The organism is Pseudomonas nunensis (assembly GCF_024296925.1).
Taxonomy (GTDB): domain Bacteria; phylum Pseudomonadota; class Gammaproteobacteria; order Pseudomonadales; family Pseudomonadaceae; genus Aquipseudomonas; species Aquipseudomonas nunensis.
Window position 1 is genome coordinate 4805000 of the sequence record NZ_CP101125.1, and the last position, 18564, is coordinate 4823563.

Sequence of the window (18564 nt, forward strand, 5' to 3'; positions counted from 1 at the left end):
GCATTGCACGATCCCCTGTGGGAGCGGGCTTGCTCGCGAAGGCGTTGTGTCAGGCACCGATGATGTTGACTGATACGACGCCTTCGCGAGCAAGCCCGCTCCCACAAAAAACAAAGCAATTCAAACTTGTCGCATCCCGCCGCGGTCACTGAAAGAACACTTTCAGAGCGCACGCCGCCGGCATGGGAACCTCCCCCGACTTCGCAAAAAAATGGTTCGCCGCCCGTGGCTGGAAGCCGTTCGCCTTTCAGAAACAGGTATGGGCGGCGGTCAAACGGGGTGAATCCGGGTTGCTGCATGCCAGCACCGGTGCCGGTAAAACCTACGCGGTATGGTTTGGAGCGATCAACCGCTTCGCCTCTTGCGTCGCGCCGGTTGAAACACCGCGTAAACGCAAACCGCCCGCCGAACCGCTGACCGTGCTGTGGATAACTCCGATGCGCGCCTTGGCCGCCGACACCGCGCGCGCCCTGGAAGCGCCGCTGGCGGATTTGCAGATTCCGTGGAGCGTCGGTCTGCGTACCGGCGACACCAGCAGCAGCGAACGCGCCCGCCAGAGCCGGCGCCTGCCGACCACGCTGATCACTACCCCGGAAAGCCTGACCCTGATGCTCGCCCGCGCCGATGCGCAAACTGCGCTGTCGACCTTGCGCATGGTGGTGGTCGACGAATGGCACGAACTGCTCGGCAACAAACGCGGCGTGCAACTGCAATTGGCCCTCGCCCGCCTGCGTGGTTGGCATCCCGAACTGATCGTCTGGGGTGTTTCCGCAACGCTGGGTAATCAATCCCACGCCGAACAGGTCTTGATCCCGCAGGGTGGCGGCATCAGCGTCCAGGGCCAGAGCAGCAAAGACCTGCGCGTCGATACCTTGTTGCCGCCGGCCATCGAACGTTTCCCCTGGGCCGGGCACATTGGTTTGAAAATGTTGCCGCAGGTTGTTGCCGAGATTGAATCGAGTCCCAGCAGCCTGGTGTTCACCAACACTCGCGCTCAATCGGAGATCTGGTATCAGGCCTTGCTGGAGGCGCGCCCGGACTGGGCCGGGTTGATTGCCTTGCATCACAGTTCGCTGTCACGCGATACCCGTGACTGGGTTGAGCGCGCCCTCAAGGACGGGCAACTCAAAGCCGTGGTCTGCACGTCGAGCCTGGACTTGGGCGTGGACTTCCTGCCGGTAGAACGCGTGCTGCAAATTGGTTCGGCCAAAGGCGTGGCGCGGCTGATGCAGCGTGCGGGGCGCTCCGGACATGCGCCAGGGCGCGTCTCACGGGTGACGTTGGTGCCGACCCACAGCCTGGAACTGATCGAAGCCGCCGCCGCGCAAGATGCCGTGGCGCAACGTCGGATCGAACCCCGCGAATCACCGTATAAGCCGCTGGATGTGCTGGTGCAGCATCTGGTCAGCATCGCGCTGGGCGGCGGGTTTATGCCCGATGAGTTGTACGAAGAAGTGCGCAGCGCGTGGGCTTATCGCGACCTTACGCCAGCGGATTGGGCCTGGGCGCTGGCCTTCGTACGCCACGGCGGACTTTCTCTGACGGCCTATCCGGATTATCGCCGGGTCGAGCCCGATGATCAGGGCATCTGGCGTGTGCCGGATGCTCGCTTGGCGCGCCGGCATCGCATGAGCATCGGCACCATCGTCAGCGATGCGAGCATTCAGTTGAAGTTCTGGAGCAAGGGCGGCGGTGGTAAACAACTGGGCAGTGTCGAGGAAGGGTTTATCGCCCGGCTCAAGCCCGGCGACGGTTTTCTGTTCGCGGGACGCTTGCTGGAACTGGTCCGAGTGGAAAACATGACCGCGTACGTGCGGCGCAGTAACGTGAAAAAAGCCGCGGTGCCACGCTGGAATGGCGGGCGTATGCCGCTGTCCAGCGAGTTGGCCCAAGCGGTTGTCGCGCGTTTCAGTGCAGCGGCATCGGGGCATTTTGACGGCCCGGAAATGACCGCGTTGCGTCCGCTGCTGGAGGTGCAGCAACGCTGGTCCGGGCTGCCGACCGAAAATTCGCTGCTGGCCGAGGCGCTTAAATCGCGCGAGGGGTGGCACTTATTTCTTTATCCCTTCGCCGGGCGCCAGGTGCATCTGGGGTTGGCGAGCCTATTGGCATGGCGGGTCAGTCAGCGCCAACCGGTTACCTTTTCCATCGCGGTCAACGACTACGGACTGGAATTGCTCAGTGCAACGCCGATTGACTGGTCCGTTCATCTGAACCCCGACTTGTTCAACGCCGAGCAGCTGTTGCCCGACGTGCTCGCCAGCCTGAACGCCGGTGAACTGGCATTGCGGCGTTTTCGCGAGATCGCGCGGATTGCCGGCCTGGTGTTCGCCGGTTATCCCGGCGCGCCCAAGAGCACGCGACAGGTCCAGGCATCCAGCGGCTTGTTTTTCGAAGTGTTCAAGCAGTACGACGCCGACAACCTGTTGCTGGATCAGGCTGGGAAAGAAGTCCTACGGGAAGAACTGGATATTCGGCGACTGGAGCAGACCTTGGCCCGCATCAACAGTCTGAGATTCGACCTGCATCAGATCAAACGTCCGACGCCTCTGGGCTTTCCGCTATTGGTGGAACGGATGCGCGAAAGTATGAGTTCCGAAAAACTGGCGGATCGAATCAGACGCATGGTCGGCGATCTCGAGAAAACCGCACAGACCGGGAAAGCCTGATGAGTACGCCTTATCCTGTGCGCCTGGCCGGCGAAGAATTGTGGTTATTGCCCGAAAAAGCGATTTACTGGCCTGCCCAGCAAGCGCTATTGATCGCCGATGTGCATTTCGGCAAGGCTGCGGCCTATCGCAGCCTCGGCCAGCCAGTGCCTCGGGGCACGACTGCGCAAAACATCGCGGTGCTGGATGGGTTGCTGGCGGCCCTGCTCTGTCGCCAGCTGATTTTCCTCGGTGACTTTCTCCACGGGCCCGGCTCACACGCCGTGGACACCTTGACAGCGCTGGCAGCCTGGCGCGAACGCCATCGCGATCTGCCGATGACGCTGATTCGCGGCAACCATGACAAGCGGGCGGGTGATCCACCGGCTTCGCTGAACATCCGCGTGGTGCCCGAGCCTTTCTTGCTGGGGCCGTTTTCCTTGCAGCATGAACCGGATCCGCACCCGAGCCGTCATGTCCTGGCCGGGCATGTACATCCGGTTTATCGGCTGAACGGCAGAGGTCGGCAAAGTTTGCGACTGGCGTGTTTCAGGCTGGGGACGGAAATCAGTCTATTGCCCGCGTTCGGCGCATTTACCGGCGGGTATCAAGTCGAAGCGGACGAGAGTTGCAGGATTTTCGTTATCGGCGACAACGAAATATGGCCGATTAGCTGACGCTAACCCTGTAGGAGCGAGCTTGCTCGCGAAGGCGGTGTGCCAGTCGACATCATTTTTGACTGGTACACCGCCTTCGCGAGCAAGCTTCGCTCCTACAGGATGATGCGTCGTGCGGTGAGCGCAGATAGCGGCATCAAGCGACAGGGGCTGGAGGCGGCTCATCCGGCAGGGTTGGCTCACCGGGTTCTGTCGGTTGTTCGTTGGGGGTGTCGGGATCAGGCTGGCCGGGGATGCCCCCTGCCATATTGATTGGCGGATGCGCCAACAAGGACCAGGCCAAAACACCGACCTGATTGGGCTCAAGCCTGGCCAGTTCGGCGCTGATTTGCGGATCGATCTTCATGGAGCACTCCTGAGCAGTGGCCCGGTCCGCTGTGCGCAAACCGGGCAGTACACCCAATAGAGTGTCTACCTGCTGAAGAATTCCCGGGAACTGTCAGATGGGCGGATCAAGTGCGCGGCAGGGTGACGCCGCGCTGGCCCTGATACTTGCCGCCACGGTCCTTGTAGGAGACTTCGCACTCTTCGTCGGATTCGAAGAACAGCATCTGTGCGACACCCTCATTGGCGTAGATTTTCGCCGGCAATGTGGTGGTGTTGGAGAATTCCAGGGTCACGTGACCTTCCCACTCAGGCTCGAGCGGCGTCACGTTGACGATAATGCCGCAGCGGGCGTAGGTGCTTTTACCGAGGCAGATGGTCAGCACATTGCGCGGGATGCGGAAGAATTCCACGGTGCGGGCCAGGGCGAACGAGTTCGGCGGGATGATGCAGACATCGCTGGTTACGTCGACAAAGCTCTTCTCGTCGAAGTTCTTCGGATCGACGATTGCCGAGTTGATGTTGGTGAACACCTTGAATTCACCGGCGCAGCGCACGTCGTAGCCATAGCTCGACACGCCGTAGGAAATCAGCCGCTCGGCACCTTCGCCGCGCATCTGGCGCTCGACGAACGGTTCGATCATGCCGTGCTCTTGCGCCATGCGGCGAATCCACTTGTCCGATTTGATGCTCATGGCGGGTGTCCTGAATAGCGAGGTGGAAAAATTCTGTCCGGCATCTTACTAGGCGCGCGCTCCGGGTTCAAAGCGCAGGTATTAATTCTCGCCAATCCCCCCTGATTGCCGGGCCTTGGCGCCAATAAGATGCACCGTCAGTCACGAAAACAGAGAAACCTTCGCAAGAAACATTGGCACGTTCCTGAAAAAGGGTTAAGGTGGCGCCACTGTGCTGCTTGTGTCACTGAGAATCTCTACACGATATGTTGAATTTCGATCCAACCATCTACAAGAATTTTTCCTGCTCTTTGCACTCAGTCTCGGCCAGGGTTCTTCCTGCGTCGCAGTTATCTTTGTTCAAGGAGTTACACCATGTCTAATCGCCAAACCGGTACCGTTAAGTGGTTCAACGATGAAAAAGGCTTCGGCTTCATCACTCCACAATCCGGTGACGACCTGTTCGTTCACTTCAAAGCTATCCAATCCGACGGCTTCAAAAGCCTGAAAGAAGGCCAACAGGTTTCTTTCATCGCTACCCGCGGTCAGAAAGGCATGCAAGCTGAAGAAGTTCAAGTTATCTAACTTGTACTTGCTTTAGTAAAAAGCCCCGCCCTTAAAAGCGGGGCTTTTTTGTGGGCGTCTGTTTTTGCTTTACGCCATCCTCTCGTCCTTCTATATGATTCGCCACCTGGAAAATCACATGGAAACAGCAGGATGCCGTTCAATCAATGGAAAGCGCTAGGCGCAGCGCTGATCACACTCGCACTCCCCCTCTCGACTCACGCCAATCCTCGCCCCGATCACCCGACCATCATCGTCGGCATGGATACTCGCGCTACTTACCTCGCCAAGGCCCCTGACGCCCAAGGTGCTGCGCAGCTCCAGTTAATGCCCGCAGTACGACTGAAACTCTCCACCGCAAATACTTGCGGCAGCGATGAGGCTTACCTCACCCCGGAGTCATCGGGCATCCCCGCAGAGTCATTCAATCGAGCCCTGGACGAAATCCAGGAGCTGATCGATAACGAAACACCTGTCTTGATGACGCTTTCCGCCTGCGACGGCAAACGCGCGTTTTTCGAAAAGATCCGCGGATGCACACCCGAAGAGTGCGGCAAGCTCACCGCCTCCCTGGTAGACGGAAAGCTGTATCTGGACGAGGACTATGCGCCGACCAGCAAAGGCCAGGCGTCTTACTTCCTGAAAATGCCGATGCCCTATGACAGCAAGCGCAAGGCCTGGAAAGCAAAAGTCTACTATGCCGATTCCAAGACGCTGCGCCGCGACTACTTCGTCAACGCCAAGGACTTTGCCTCAGGCAGACCGGTCCTCGCCTCAAAAACCTACTACCCAAGCGGAAAACTCGGACAAAGCTATCAGGACGATGCCAATGGCCAACGCCAGGGCGAGGCGATAACGTATTCCGAAGACGGAATTATCATCAAGCGCGCGAACTATTTGAACGATGAACTGGAAGGCTGGCAAACCACCTACCACGAGAACGGCAAAGAAGCTGACGCCTACAAATGGCATCAAGGTAAACGTGTCGACGGTGAATACCTGGAGCATGACGAAAACGGTGCACTGGTTGGCCGCATCAGCTATCGCAATGACGAACCCGATGGCCCGGCCATGAGCTATTACCCAAGTGGCAAACTGAAGGACAGCAGCAGCTTCGTTGCGGGCAAGGCGCAAGGCCCAAGCACTTCATATTTCGAAAACGGCGCGGTACGCAGCACCCGCAACAACGTGGACAGCAGCCCGGATGGCTGGGTCATCAGCTATTACGCCGACGGCAAAGTGGAAGAAAAACAGTTTTTCGAACAGCAAGTGCAGCGCAGCTATGCCACCTGGAATGCCCAGGGCATCCAGACCGTGCAATGGCAGTGGGATGAGCAGCATCGCGAACAGGGTGATTTCAAGAAGTGGTACGAAAACGGCCAGTTGCAGGATCACAGGATCTACAAGGACGGAAAACTGCAGGGGCCAGCCATCACCTGGTATGAAAACGGCCAGATGAATACGTCCGTCGATTATGTCGATGGCCGCGAGCAGGGCGTGATGCGTATGTGGAAACAGGACGGAAGCCCGAACGGCGAATGCCGATACGAGGCTGGCGAGCGTCAAGGTGAATGCACCTGACCCGCATTGTTGGTAAAAACAGCTAGCTGACCGCCACCAAAGAAAAAGCCCCGCAACCTTTCGGTTACGGGGCCTTTTTTTGCGATCCGATTGTTACCAAGCCACGCCAAACCCTGCGGTATATCGAGTCTTGTTCAAATCAGCATCATCGGTCCCGCTGATGACATCCCGCTCGGCCTTGAGGTTAAGTGAAGCCCAGTCGGTGACTTTGTAGCGCAAGCCCATTTCCGCATCGAGGGAGTAATCAGCCACGCCGGAAAGCGGCTTGCCCACTTCGCCGTTGGTGAAGAACTCCACCTTCTTGCCAATCAGGTAACGGTTGTAGTCCCACTTCATGGCAACGGAATAGAAGTTGTCCTTGCCGCCGTCCTTGTATTCAAAATCGGTACGGTTGAACAACGAGCCGAGCGAGAACGCGCCGAGTTCGTCATCCCAGAACTGATAGCCCGGACCGGTACCGACCACGCGCTGACGGGACAAGTCTTCAACCTTGTCGCGCTTGTAGTTCACGCGACCATCCCAGTACCAGTGCTCGGTCAGGAATCGGTCGAGGGAGTATTCGGCGCGCCAGTTGTCGGTGGTGACCACGTCATCCTGGAATTCGCGGTTGTACTCACCTTCCGCCGTATGGCGCCAGCGACCATGACGGGCCGAGGTCTTGAAGCCGACATCGTAGTCGTCGGTGTCCTTCTCGGCGCGCTGGTAATCCAGCGCCATGTCGACATTACCTTTCCATACCAGGTCTTCGACGATCGGCTTGGGCTTGAGGATCTGCTGGATGCTCGCCAGTTCGACGGTTTTCGGCGCCTCGCCGTTGGCCAGGGTGACCTTGCCATCCTCGGCCGCCTTCAATGACTTGGCCTTCTCACCGTTGTAAGCATCCTGCTTGACCAGCAACTCCTGATCGCTTTCCAGGGTTTTGACCTGTTTCCAGTCGATCGGGATCGCACCGGCGTATTCGGTCTGGATCAACAGCTTGCCGCCATCGAACACGGTGATCTTGCCGCTCAATTTGTCACCGTTTTTCAACCACACGGTGTCGGCGAGCAAAGGCGTGGATGCACTGAAGACAGCGAGGCACAGCAAGGTTCTGGGCAACATAAGCAGATCGAAGGCTCTGGTTTGCGAAAAAAAGTCGGCATTATCCGTAGGAATAAGGCGCTAGCAAGGACTGACCCGACTATTTCTATTGAGTTCATTTCTCAATTGTCACTTCAGGACTTAATCTACGGGCAGCAAAACCAATTTCTTCAGGAACTGCGGACGTGACAGACGCGACCACCGAAACCGAAAGCCCGGCGCAAATCCGACGCACGGCGCTCTACCTGACCCTGGCCCAGGTGCCGGAGGGTAAAGTCGTGAGCTACGGACAATTGGCCGAGTTGGCGGGCCTGGGCCGCGCTGCTCGGTGGGTCGGACGCACGCTGAGTCAGTTGCCCGGCGACACCAAGCTGCCCTGGCACCGGGTGCTCGGCGCCGGCGGTCGGATCAGCCTGCCGGTCGGCAGCCCATCGGGGGACGAACAACGCGCGCGATTGCGCACCGAGGGCATCAGTATCCTGAACAATCGTGTTGATATTCAGCGTCATGGCTGGCGCCCGGTAGAGCACAGCGGTTAGAGTGCGCGCTTTGTTTCCGTAATCTTGAGGCAGACTTCAGCCCATGCCCCGTAAAACCTGGCGCGCCGCGCTCGCCGCCTATGCCAGCCCATCAACGCTCGTGCTGTTGCTGCTTGGTTTCGCCGCCGGCTTGCCGTACATGCTGGTGTTCTCGACGCTGTCGGTCTGGTTGCGTGAGGCCGGTGTGGCCCGCGAAACCATTGGCTATGCAAGCCTGATCGGTCTGGCCTACGCCTTTAAATGGGTGTGGTCACCGCTGCTCGACCAATGGCGCCTGCCATTTCTCGGCAAACTCGGCCGCCGCCGCTCCTGGCTGGTGCTGGCCCAATCGCTGGTGATCCTCGGTCTGATCGGCATGGGTTTCTGCGACCCGCAAAAACACCTTTCCTGGCTGATCGCCATTGCCGTGATCGTCGCATTCGCCTCGGCGACCCAAGACATTGCCGTAGACGCCTATCGCCTGGAAATCGCTGACGACAGTCGCCAGGCCGCGCTGGCCGCCAGCTATATGTCCGGCTATCGGATCGCAGCCCTGCTGGCTACCGCCGGCGCGCTGTTTTTCGCCGAAGGGTTCGGCTCCACCGGTTTCAACTACCAGCATTCCGCGTGGACCGGCACCTACGTGCTGTTCGGCGCCTTGATGATCCCCGCCCTGCTGACCACCCTGTTCATGCGCGAGCCGCCGGTGCCGTTGCGCACTCAGTTGCAGGCCGGGCGCTACAGTTTTGTGCATCAACTGGCATCGGTGTTTGTATTGATCGTACTGCTGGTGTCCGTGCCGGCCATGTTCACCCAGCTCTACAACACTGATTTTGCCAGCGTGCTGTTCGGCGGCGTCAGCCTGCTCGACCTGCTGCTGGAAGACCGCGCGTTCCTGCGCGCAATCCTCTACATCACGCTGACCGCCCTGTGCCTGTCGTCCATGGGCCGGCGCGGCCTGGCGCCGGTGCTGACGCCGGTCAACGACTTCATCCTGCGTTACCGCTGGCAGGCGTTCCTGCTGTTGGGACTGATCGCCACTTACCGCATGTCCGATACGGTCATGGGCGTGATGGCCAACGTGTTCTATATCGACCAGGGCTTCACCAAGGACCAGATTGCCAGCGTCAGCAAGATCTTCGGCCTGATCATGACCCTGGTCGGCGCCGGCATGGGCGGCCTGCTGATCGTGCGCTTCGGCATTCTGCCGATCCTGCTGATTGGCGGCATCACTTCGGCTGCGACCAACCTGCTGTTCCTGATGCTCGCCGACATGGGCGCCAACCTGAACATGCTGATCCTGACCATTTCCCTGGATAACTTCAGCTCGGGCCTGGCGACCTCGGCGTTCGTCGCTTACTTGTCGAGCCTGACCAACCTCAAGTTCTCCGCCACCCAATACGCCCTGCTCAGCTCGATCATGCTGTTGCTGCCGCGCCTGATCGGCGGCTATTCAGGGGTCATGGTGGAGAAGTTCGGCTATCACAACTTCTTCCTGATCACCGCTCTGCTCGGCGTTCCGACGCTGCTGCTGATCGCCCTGCACTGGTTCCAGGAGAGCCGCCGGGCCGGCCCGACGCCGACACCTGAACCGGTGCAGACTCCGGCGGTGGAAGAGCTGTAGGAAACGTCCCGATTGGCGGGAAGTTTCCCGCCATCAAGCCTCACCGCCGGCCGCACTTCTGTACGTCAGCAGATCTCGCCCGTACAATGCCCCGTCATTTCTCGTCATCAGCAACCGACAACGGCCAACCATGCGCACCAGTCAATTTTTGCTCGCCACACAGAAAGAAACGCCTTCCGACGCGGTCGTGATCAGCCACCAGCTGATGCTGCGCGCCGGCATGATCCGCAAACTCGCCTCGGGCCTGTACACCTGGCTGCCGATGGGCTTGCGGGTAATGCGCAAGGTCGAAGCCGTCGTTCGTGAAGAAATGAACGCCGCCGGCTCGCTTGAAGTGTTGATGCCGAGCACTCAACCGGCTGAGCTGTGGCAGGAATCCGGTCGTTGGGAAGAATACGGCCCTGAATTGCTGCGCTTCAAGGATCGTCACGGTCGCGACTTCTGCGCCGGCCCGACCCATGAAGAAGTGATCACCGACCTGATGCGCAACGAGTTGAGCAGCTACAAACAGCTGCCAATCAACCTGTATCAGATCCAGACCAAATTCCGTGACGAAATCCGTCCACGCTTCGGTTTGATGCGCGGTCGTGAATTCATCATGAAGGACGCCTACTCCTTCCACGCGGACCAGCCTTCGCTGCAGATCACTTACGATCGCATGCACCAGGCCTACTGCAACGTGTTCACTCGCCTGGGCCTGAAATTCCGCCCTGTTGAAGCCGACAACGGCTCCATCGGTGGTGCCGGCTCCCACGAATTCCACGTACTGGCCGAATCCGGCGAAGACGATATCGTCTTCAGCAACGGTTCCGACTACGCCGCGAACATCGAGAAAGCCGAAGCCGTGCCGCGCGAAACCTCCCGCGCCGCGCCGGCTGAAGAGCTGCGCCTGGTCGACACGCCGAACGCCAAGACCATTGCGCAACTGGTCGAAGGCTTCAATCTGCCGATCGAAAAAACCATCAAGACCCTCGTGGTTCACGCTGAAGAGAAAGGCAAGCTGATTGCCCTGATCATCCGTGGCGACCACGAGCTGAACGAAATCAAGGCGTCCAACCAGCCAGGCGTTGCCAGCCCGCTGGTAATGGCCTCCGAAGCTGAACTGCGCGACGCCATTGGCGCCGGTGCCGGCTCGCTCGGTCCGTTGAACCTGCCGCTGCCGATCATCATCGACCGTTCGGTCGAGCTGATGAGCGACTTCGGGATTGGCGCCAACATCGACGACAAGCACTACTTCGGCGTGAACTGGGAACGCGACCTGCCGGTTCCAGCCGTGGCCGACCTGCGCAACGTCGTGGCCGGCGACCCAAGCCCTGATGGCAAGGGCACCCTGGAAATCAAGCGCGGCATCGAAGTCGGGCATATCTTCCAGCTGGGCAACAAGTACAGCAAAGCGATGAAGTGCGAAGTGCTGGGCGAAAACGGCAAGCCAGTTACCCTGGAAATGGGTTGCTACGGCATTGGCGTTTCCCGCGTGGTGGCTGCGGCCATCGAGCAGAACAACGATGCCAACGGGATCATCTGGAGCGACACATTGGCGCCATTCCAGGTTGCCCTGGTACCGCTGCGCTACGACAACGAGCAGGTTCGCGAAGCCACCGACAAGCTGTACGCAGAATTGACTGCGGCCGGTTTCGAAGTGCTGCTGGACGACCGCGACAAGAAAACCAGCCCGGGCATCAAGTTCGCGGACATGGAGCTGATCGGCATTCCTCACCGGATCGTGGTCAGTGACCGCGGCCTCGCCGATGGCAATCTGGAATACAAGAGCCGCACCGAGGCCGAGGCGCAAGCGCTGCCGGTCGCTGACGTGCTGTCCTTCCTCCAGGCCCGTATCCGCCGCTGACACCAGATAGAGAAGTCATGTTCAAGCGAAACACCTTAGGCCTCGGTGGTGCCGCCCTGTGCGGCACCCTGCTGGTCAGCGGCTGTGCCAATCACATGTCACAACGCAGCGAGCACGAGGAACGGGTCGAGCGCAAATTGCTCGATCACAGCCTGCAGATCGATGTCGGTGAGCCCAAGGTCCTTGAGCTGCCGCAACGGCGGGTGAAAATCCACGAGCAAAAGACCTTCGAAGTCACCGAATTCGAAGTCACGCGTCACTACGACCGCTACACGCCGTACCAACCCTGGCGGGAGGCCTACGAGATTCCGCTGGGCATGGTGGCTATCGTGGCCGGTGTCGGCGCGAATGTGGTCAACGTGTTCGCCCTCGGCAACCTGCCGGACAGCGTGACCAAGGATTGGCTGAGCTACGGTTTCGCCGGGATCAACCCGTTCATGAACGTGCAGTCCCACGGTCGCGCCCAGCAAAACCTGGCCGGTATCGATGAAGTCCAGCGTGACAAACGCACGGAATACTCGAGCCTGCCGTGGAGTGAGCGCCCGGTACAAGTCAAGGCTGGCAAGGAAACGTTCGACCTGAATACCGACAAAAACGGCGTACTGCGCCTGAACCTGTTGGACAGCCCGTTCGCTGAACATGACATCAATCATCTGAGCCGACTGCTGATTACCGTCGAAGATGCCCAGGACGACGTGCACACTGACTCGTCCCTGGCAGTCAGTAGCGGCTTGCGTGGCAAGTTGCTCGAAGCCCACGGGTTAATTTATGACGACCTCGAAGACGACGAAGTGAGCCAGTGGGTACACCGGGTCAAACGTTTGTCGGAACTAGGTCTGGAAGAAGAAGCCAGCGAGCTGGAACAGAGCTTGATCGAACTGACGCGTAACGATCCTGAGCTGCAGACCGAATTCCTCAAGTCGTTGACCAAGGATGCCGGGCGACTGGTGGCGGATCCAAATCCGAATTAAAAGCTAGAAGCCTCGCGGGCAAGCCTCGCTCCTACAAGGGATAAGCGGTCCCCTGTAGGAGCGAGGCTTGCCCGCGAAGACGCCCGAACATTCAACGCCAAACTACCGCTCAAACAACTCCATCTGCTCAAACCCGCCGCGCAAATCCTCCAGCCTCACCCCGATCCCCAACAACCGCACCGGCTTGCCGCCGCGATTGAATGCCTGGGTCAACAACAGCTGATAACTCCCCAGATCCCGCCCTGCCCCGGCCTGCTCTAAAGTGGTCTGGGTAAAGTCATGGAATTTAACTTTGACGAACGGCTTGCCCGGCCGATAGCTGCTGTCGATGCGCGCCATGCGCCCGGCGAGGGTTTCCAGCAATTCGGGCAGTTTATCCAGACAGCTCACCAGATCCGGCAGATCCACGTCGTAGGTGTTTTCAACACTGATCGATTGCCGGCGGTTGTCGTTATGCACCAGTCGCTCATCGATCCCACGCGCCAGACTCCAGAGTCGTTCACCGAAACTGCCGAATTCGCGCACCAGCGCCAACTTGTTCCACTCGCGTAGCTGCGCGCAATCATTGATGCCGAGCCTGGCGAGCTTGTCGGCAGTTACTTTTCCCACGCCGTGCAACTTGTTCACCGGCAGTCCACTGACAAAGTCTTCCACTTGATCCGGCGTGATCACGAACAAACCGTTGGGCTTCTTCCAGTCACTGGCGATCTTGGCCAGGAATTTGTTCGGCGCCACGCCCGCCGAGACGGTGATGTGCAACTGATTGGAGACCCGACGACGGATGTCCTGGGCGATGCGCGTGGCGCTGCCGCCAAAATGCGCACTGTCCGACACGTCCAGGTAGGCCTCATCCAGGGAAAGCGGCTCGATCAGGTCGGTGTAATCGCTGAAGATCGTATGAATTTCTTTCGACGCTTCTCTATAGGCGTCCATGCGCGGCTTGACGATGGTCAGGTCCGGGCACAGCTTCAAGGCGTGCCCGGAGGACATCGCCGAGCGCACGCCATAGGCCCGCGCTTCATAATTACAGGTGGCGATCACCCCGCGCCGGTCCGCCGAGCCGCCCACCGCGAGAGGCTTGCCAGCCAGGCGCGGGTCATCACGCATCTCGATGGCGGCGTAAAAACAGTCACAGTCGACGTGGATGATTTTGCGTTGAGTCATATAAAAGCGGTGTTCATGGCAAGGAAATGACGTAATGACGAGCCGGATCGGCAGTATCTCACTGACACCTGTATATAGCACCAGTACTCTGAATCTTCTTCATACCCTGTAGGAAAAGGCTGTATGAATTTATTTTCTCAATCGAATTCCCCCTGTCGATAGAGCTGCAAGCCTTGCCACGCCTGCCTTCCAGCGCGACCGCCCTGCTCTTTTTGTAGCTAAGCGATTGAACAGGAACAGGTTTTCTCTGGATTGAAGGTTGACACACCCGCGTTCCTCTGTAGAATGCCGACACACAGACGCGGGATGGAGCAGTCTGGTAGCTCGTCGGGCTCATAACCCGAAGGTCGTCGGTTCAAATCCGGCTCCCGCAACCAAACATCAAGAAAGGCTACTCGAAAGAGTGGCCTTTTTTGTGCGCGTCTGTTTTGTGCAAAACATCGCTCAACCGCGCACCGGGTAGAAATAAGAAATCGTTCTGATTCCGAAACTTACCTCTCCCCCATCACCGCTCGACACTAATTCACGCTTATTTGACCTGATTCAGGATTAACCGTTGACACCTCGGCGTTCCGCTGTAGAATGCCGCCACACAGACGCGGGATGGAGCAGTCTGGTAGCTCGTCGGGCTCATAACCCGAAGGTCGTCGGTTCAAATCCGGCTCCCGCAACCAAACATCAAAAAAGGCTGCTCGAAAGAGTGGCCTTTTTTGTATCTGTTGAAAAAGTCCTTTCGCAACAATGATCTGTCACTGTGTAGTGAACCGTTCGGGATCACCAAGGCTCTGAGTTCAGACTATGCTCTGTGCCAGGCAGGCCCTCTACGACCGATGACGTGTCATCGCCGGAATCCGGTGATAGGCGTTAATATTTGTGATTATTTTTTTCTACAGGGATTGGTAACTTGGCTCGATACCTCCATCCTGTCGCGCACAATCCAAGAGGTGATTGATGCGCGCCAACTCGTCTGATCCACAAGACACCGTCACAGCGACACAACCTATCAAGGCCGAGCGTTTGCGCCTGCTTGATCTGGTCAGCAAATACCGTCAGCCCATTGGTCTTGCGGTCACGCTGTTGTTGTTCGCTATCGCGCTGATTGCCTGTCGCCATCTATTAAGCGAACTCGATCTGTATGCGCTTCACGACTCGATCCTGGAAGTCCCGAAACCGGCATTGATCGGCGCACTGGGCGCGACCATCGTCGGCTTCATCATCCTGCTGGGCTACGAATGGTCCGCCAGTCGTTATGCTGGCGTCACACTGGCGCCACGCACACTGGCCCTGGGTGGTTTCACCGCATTCGCGATCGGCAACGCCATCGGCTTGTCGATGCTGTCGGGTGGTTCGGTTCGCTACCGTTTATATGCACGTCATGGATTGGGGGCTTCCGATGTTGCCCACATGACGCTGTTTGCTAGTCTTTCCCTCGGCTGCGCCCTGCCCCCGCTGGCAGCACTCGCGACGTTGAGCAACCTGCCTGCCGCTTCCGCCGCTTTGGGCCTCTCCGAGACCTTGCTGGGCGTTATCGCCGCTGCAGTGCTGTTGCTCACGACGGTGCTGGCGATCGGCATCTATCGCCGTCGCCTGCCCGACCAGCCTTACCCGGATAACCTCCTGGTCAAGGCCGGACGTCGCACACTGCGCCTGCCAGGCCGTCGCCTGACGTTCCTGCAACTGGTGATCACCGCCCTCGACGTGGCCGCCGCCGCGACCGTGCTCTATCTGTTGCTACCGGAAGCCCCACCCTTTGGCGCCTTCCTGCTGATCTATCTATTGGCGTTGGCCGCAGGTGTGCTCAGCCATGTGCCCGGCGGTGTCGGGGTATTCGAAGCGATTCTGCTGGCCGCGTTCGCCGACACCCTCGGTGCCGCGCCACTGGCCGCTGCCCTGCTGCTGTATCGACTGATTTATGTGGTGCTGCCGCTGCTGGTGGCCTGCGTATTCCTGCTGATCAACGAAGGCCAGCGCCTGTTCCAGTCCCGTCAGTCGCTACGGGCGGCCTCGGGTCTGGCGGCGCCGATTCTGGCGTTGCTGGTGTTCATGTCCGGCGTGGTGCTGCTGTTCTCCGGGGCGACCCCGGAAATCGACACACGTCTGGAACACATCGGTTTTCTGATTCCGCACCGTCTGGTTGACGCCTCGCACTTCGGCGCCAGCTTGATCGGCGTGCTGTGCCTGTTGCTGGCCCAAGGTCTGCGTCGTCGCCTCTCCGCCGCGTGGATGCTGACCACCATTCTGTTGCTGGTCGGCGCCCTGCTGTCGCTGCTCAAGGGTTTCGACTGGGAAGAAGCCTGCCTGATGACTCTGACGGCGAGCCTGCTCGGGGTGTTCCGGCGTTCGTTCTATCGCGCCAGTCGCCTGACCGAACTGCCGTTCTCGCCGCTGTACCTGGTCGCCAGCCTGTGTGTCCTCGGCGCTTCGATCTGGCTGCTTCTATTTGCCTATCAGGACGTTCCGTACAGCCATCAACTCTGGTGGCAGTTCACCCTCGACGCGGATGCGCCGCGTGGCCTGCGTTCATTGCTGGGTGCCGCCGTGTTGCTGGTGGTGGTTTCCCTGACCTGGTTGCTGCGTACCGCGCGCCCGATCATCCATTTGCCGACGCCGGATGAACTGGACCGCGCCGTAAAGATCCTGATGGCGTCGTCACAACCCGACGGCGGCCTCGCGCTGACCGGTGACAAGGCGTTGCTGTTTCACCCCAACGACGAGGCGTTCCTGATGTACGCCCGCCGTGGCCGCAGTCTGGTGGCGTTATACGACCCGATCGGCCCGACCCAGCAACGGGCGGAAATGATCTGGCAGTTCCGCGACCTTTGCGACATTCACCACGCCCGTCCGGTCTTCTATCAAGTGCGTGCCGAGAACCTGCCGTACTACATGGACATCGGCCTGACCGCGATCAAACTTGGCGAAGAAGCCCGGGTCGATCTGCATCGCTTTGATCTCGAAGCCAAGGGCAAAGAGATGAAAGACCTGCGCTACACCTGGAATCGCGGCACCCGTGACGGTCTGTCCCTGGAGATCTTCGAGCCGGGGCAAGCGCCGATGGACGAGCTCAAGGTGATTTCCGATGCCTGGCTGACCGGCAAGAACGTGCGCGAGAAAGGCTTCTCCCTCGGCCGCTTCAGCGACGATTACCTCAAGCATTTTCGCGTGGCGGTGATTCGTTTCGAAGGGCGCCCGGTGGCGTTCGCCAACCTGCTCGAGACCTACGGCCATGACCTGGCCAGCCTCGACCTGATGCGCGCGCACCCGGAAGCCCCCAAGTTGACCATGGAGTTCATGATGGTCGGCCTGATTCAACATTATAAAAATCATGGATACGCGCGTTTCAGCCTGGGCATGGTGCCACTGTCGGGTCTTCAACCCCGTCGTGGTGCACCACTGACCCAGCGCCTGGGCTCGATGGTTTTCCGCCGTGGTGAGCAGCTCTACAACTTCCAAGGCTTGCGCCGCTTCAAAGACAAATTCCAGCCTGACTGGGAACCCCGTTATATGGCCGTGCCCGCCGGACTCGATCCGCTGGTTGCCCTGGCCGATACTGCTGCCCTGATTGCGGGCGGCTTGACTGGATTGGTGAAACGCTGATGATTCAACGCTCCTTGCGGTACGTACTGGCCACACTGGTAGTGCTGGCCCTGATTGTCGGTGGCGGTTACTGGTACATGAAACGCCCGGCACCAGAACCGACCCTCGAACTGCTGACGCCCGCCGACGGCGCCGCCATGACCCGAGTGATTCCCGGCACCACGCCCAAAGCTCAGGTGCTGGTGGCGGTGACTGACGAACAGAAACTCAATGACCAGCAACTGAAGACCCTGAGCCGCAGCGGTTCGGCGCAGATCGTCCAAGTGATCCTGCCCAAAGACTGCCTGCTGCAAAGCCGCGCTTTGCAATCCGGTCTGCGCGAGCTGAAAGGCCCGGCAACCCTGGTCAGCGGCATCGGCCCTGGCGCGGTGCTGGCCTGGCGCTGGTTGTCCGAGCAGAAGAACGACAAGGCCCAGGCCGTGTCGGTAGACCTGGCGCTGGAAAAGGGTGGCTGCACGCACCTGCTACCGAAAAGCGCCGCCCACGGTCACTGGCTGGTGGCCTGGAACGACAACCCGGACGACGCCAGCGCAGGCTTCGTGCGCGACCAACCCAACGCCGAAACCAGCATCAGCGACTACGACATCAACCTGCCGCAAGTGCTGAACAACGAACTGCGCAAGATTCTGGTCGGTGGCGACAAAGCCGCTGGCGGCCTGCAGATCCCCGTGGTTGAAGTGCCTGCCGGCCAAGCCAAAGACACCGTCACCCTGTTCCTGTCCGGTGACGGCGGCTGGCGTGACCTCGACCGCGACGTCGCGGGCGAGATGGCGAAGATCGGCTACCCGGTGGTCGGCATCGACACCCTGCGCTACTACTGGCAGCACAAGAGCCCGGAGCAAAGCGCCCTGGACCTCGCCGAACTGATGCAGCACTACCGCCAGAAATGGGGCACCAAGCGCTTCATCCTGACCGGTTACTCGTTCGGCGCCGATGTACTGCCGGCGATCTACAACCGCTTGGCGGAATCGGAACAGCAACGCGTCGACGCAATCATCCTCCTGGCCTTCGCCCGCACCGGCAGCTTCGAAATCGAAGTCGAAGGCTGGCTCGGCAACGCCGGCAAAGAAGCCGCCACTGGCCCGGAAATGGCCAAGCTGCCTGCCGATAAAGTGGTGTGCATCTACGGCGAAGAAGAAGTCGACGAGAGCGGCTGCACCGACAAGACCGCTGTAGGCGAAGCGATCAAACTGCCGGGTGGTCACCACTTCGACGAGAACTACCCTGCCCTTGCACAGCGCCTGGTAGACATCATCGTCAAGCGTCAGGCCAAGGAAGAGGCGACGGCTCAAGAGTGAT

14 protein-coding genes and 2 tRNA genes are annotated in these 18564 nt (G+C 59.5%); 12 read left to right on the forward strand and 4 right to left on the reverse strand.

The window, feature by feature from the left end; translation table 11 throughout:
* Positions 1-182 precede the first annotated feature (182 nt).
* Positions 183-2669 carry a ligase-associated DNA damage response DEXH box helicase gene (locus NK667_RS21085; protein WP_054615958.1) on the forward strand — a complete coding sequence of 829 codons (2487 nt, stop codon included), beginning with the start codon at positions 183-185 and terminating at the stop codon, positions 2667-2669.
* The gene (gene pdeM, locus NK667_RS21090; protein WP_054047007.1) at positions 2669-3325 is read left to right on the forward strand and encodes a ligase-associated DNA damage response endonuclease PdeM; all 657 of its coding nucleotides are present in this window, start codon (positions 2669-2671) and stop codon (positions 3323-3325) included. The genes NK667_RS21085 and pdeM overlap by 1 nt, the downstream gene beginning before the upstream one ends.
* A 136-nt stretch (positions 3326-3461) precedes the next feature.
* Here the strand turns inward: pdeM and NK667_RS21095 are convergent, their stop codons facing one another.
* Entirely contained in the window at positions 3462-3671 is a 210-nt protein-coding gene (locus NK667_RS21095; RefSeq protein ID WP_054047009.1) for a hypothetical protein, read from the reverse strand.
* A gap of 106 nt (positions 3672-3777) precedes the next feature.
* Entirely contained in the window at positions 3778-4344 is a 567-nt protein-coding gene (dcd, locus tag NK667_RS21100; protein WP_054047011.1) for a dCTP deaminase, read from the reverse strand.
* Between the two features lie 354 nt (positions 4345-4698).
* Here dcd and NK667_RS21105 point away from each other — a divergent pair, with 354 nt between their 5' ends.
* Both NK667_RS21105 and NK667_RS21110 read left to right on the forward strand, forming a co-directional pair.
* The gene (locus NK667_RS21105) at positions 4699-4908 is read left to right on the forward strand and encodes a cold-shock protein (protein WP_002554837.1); all 210 of its coding nucleotides are present in this window, start codon (positions 4699-4701) and stop codon (positions 4906-4908) included.
* 132 nt (positions 4909-5040) lie between these two features.
* The gene (locus tag NK667_RS21110; protein ID WP_054615959.1) at positions 5041-6468 is read left to right on the forward strand and encodes a toxin-antitoxin system YwqK family antitoxin; all 1428 of its coding nucleotides are present in this window, start codon (positions 5041-5043) and stop codon (positions 6466-6468) included.
* A 93-nt stretch (positions 6469-6561) separates the two neighbouring features.
* On the opposite strand, the gene NK667_RS21115 is transcribed toward NK667_RS21110, so the two are convergent.
* Positions 6562-7569, reverse strand: a complete 1008-nt coding sequence (locus NK667_RS21115; protein ID WP_054047015.1) for a DUF481 domain-containing protein — start codon at positions 7567-7569, stop codon at positions 6562-6564.
* A 164-nt stretch (positions 7570-7733) separates the two neighbouring features.
* Here NK667_RS21115 and NK667_RS21120 point away from each other — a divergent pair, with 164 nt between their 5' ends.
* The 4 genes from NK667_RS21120 (at position 7734) to NK667_RS21135 (ending at position 12507) form a co-directional block, all read left to right on the forward strand.
* Complete coding sequence (locus NK667_RS21120) at positions 7734-8087, forward strand: MGMT family protein (RefSeq protein ID WP_054047016.1); 354 nt, start codon at positions 7734-7736, stop codon at positions 8085-8087.
* A gap of 43 nt (positions 8088-8130) precedes the next feature.
* Positions 8131-9690, forward strand: coding sequence for an AmpG family muropeptide MFS transporter (locus NK667_RS21125; RefSeq protein ID WP_054047019.1), 1560 nt, complete (start codon positions 8131-8133; stop codon positions 9688-9690).
* Between the two features lie 130 nt (positions 9691-9820).
* Complete coding sequence (locus NK667_RS21130) at positions 9821-11536, forward strand: proline--tRNA ligase (protein WP_054615960.1); 1716 nt, start codon at positions 9821-9823, stop codon at positions 11534-11536.
* Between the two features lie 17 nt (positions 11537-11553).
* Positions 11554-12507 (forward strand): hypothetical protein, encoded by a 954-nt coding sequence (locus NK667_RS21135; protein WP_054047023.1) that lies wholly within the window; start codon positions 11554-11556, stop codon positions 12505-12507.
* Between the two features lie 102 nt (positions 12508-12609).
* Here NK667_RS21135 and dinB read toward each other — a convergent pair whose 3' ends face one another.
* Positions 12610-13671, reverse strand: a complete 1062-nt coding sequence (dinB, locus tag NK667_RS21140; RefSeq protein ID WP_054615961.1) for a DNA polymerase IV — start codon at positions 13669-13671, stop codon at positions 12610-12612.
* Between the two features lie 300 nt (positions 13672-13971).
* Here dinB and NK667_RS21145 point away from each other — a divergent pair.
* From NK667_RS21145 to NK667_RS21160, 4 genes are all read left to right on the forward strand, one after another.
* Positions 13972-14048 (forward strand) — tRNA-Met (locus tag NK667_RS21145).
* 220 nt (positions 14049-14268) lie between these two features.
* Positions 14269-14345: transfer RNA gene (locus NK667_RS21150), tRNA-Met, on the forward strand.
* 277 nt (positions 14346-14622) lie between these two features.
* On the forward strand, positions 14623-17265 hold the full coding sequence (mprF, locus tag NK667_RS21155) for a bifunctional lysylphosphatidylglycerol flippase/synthetase MprF (protein ID WP_054047026.1): 2643 nt from the start codon (positions 14623-14625) through the stop codon (positions 17263-17265).
* On the forward strand, positions 17265-18563 hold the full coding sequence (locus NK667_RS21160) for a virulence factor family protein (RefSeq protein ID WP_054047028.1): 1299 nt from the start codon (positions 17265-17267) through the stop codon (positions 18561-18563). The genes mprF and NK667_RS21160 overlap by 1 nt, the downstream gene beginning before the upstream one ends.
* Position 18564 lies beyond the last annotated feature (1 nt).

Excerpts from the sequence above, each read along its gene's own strand:
- NK667_RS21085 (WP_054615958.1), top strand. The coding sequence starts at position 183 with ATGGGAACCTCCCCCGACTTCGCAAAAAAATGGTTCGCCGCCCGTGGC.
- pdeM (WP_054047007.1), top strand. The coding sequence starts at position 2,669 with ATGAGTACGCCTTATCCTGTGCGCCTGGCCGGCGAAGAATTGTGGTTA.
- NK667_RS21095 (WP_054047009.1), bottom strand. The coding sequence starts at position 3,671 with ATGAAGATCGATCCGCAAATCAGCGCCGAACTGGCCAGGCTTGAGCCC.
- dcd (WP_054047011.1), bottom strand. The coding sequence starts at position 4,344 with ATGAGCATCAAATCGGACAAGTGGATTCGCCGCATGGCGCAAGAGCAC.
- NK667_RS21105 (WP_002554837.1), top strand. The coding sequence starts at position 4,699 with ATGTCTAATCGCCAAACCGGTACCGTTAAGTGGTTCAACGATGAAAAA.
- NK667_RS21110 (WP_054615959.1), top strand. The coding sequence starts at position 5,041 with ATGCCGTTCAATCAATGGAAAGCGCTAGGCGCAGCGCTGATCACACTC.
- NK667_RS21115 (WP_054047015.1), bottom strand. The coding sequence starts at position 7,569 with ATGTTGCCCAGAACCTTGCTGTGCCTCGCTGTCTTCAGTGCATCCACG.
- NK667_RS21125 (WP_054047019.1), top strand. The coding sequence starts at position 8,131 with ATGCCCCGTAAAACCTGGCGCGCCGCGCTCGCCGCCTATGCCAGCCCA.
- NK667_RS21130 (WP_054615960.1), top strand. The coding sequence starts at position 9,821 with ATGCGCACCAGTCAATTTTTGCTCGCCACACAGAAAGAAACGCCTTCC.
- NK667_RS21135 (WP_054047023.1), top strand. The coding sequence starts at position 11,554 with ATGTTCAAGCGAAACACCTTAGGCCTCGGTGGTGCCGCCCTGTGCGGC.
- dinB (WP_054615961.1), bottom strand. The coding sequence starts at position 13,671 with ATGACTCAACGCAAAATCATCCACGTCGACTGTGACTGTTTTTACGCC.
- mprF (WP_054047026.1), top strand. The coding sequence starts at position 14,623 with ATGCGCGCCAACTCGTCTGATCCACAAGACACCGTCACAGCGACACAA.
- NK667_RS21160 (WP_054047028.1), top strand. The coding sequence starts at position 17,265 with ATGATTCAACGCTCCTTGCGGTACGTACTGGCCACACTGGTAGTGCTG.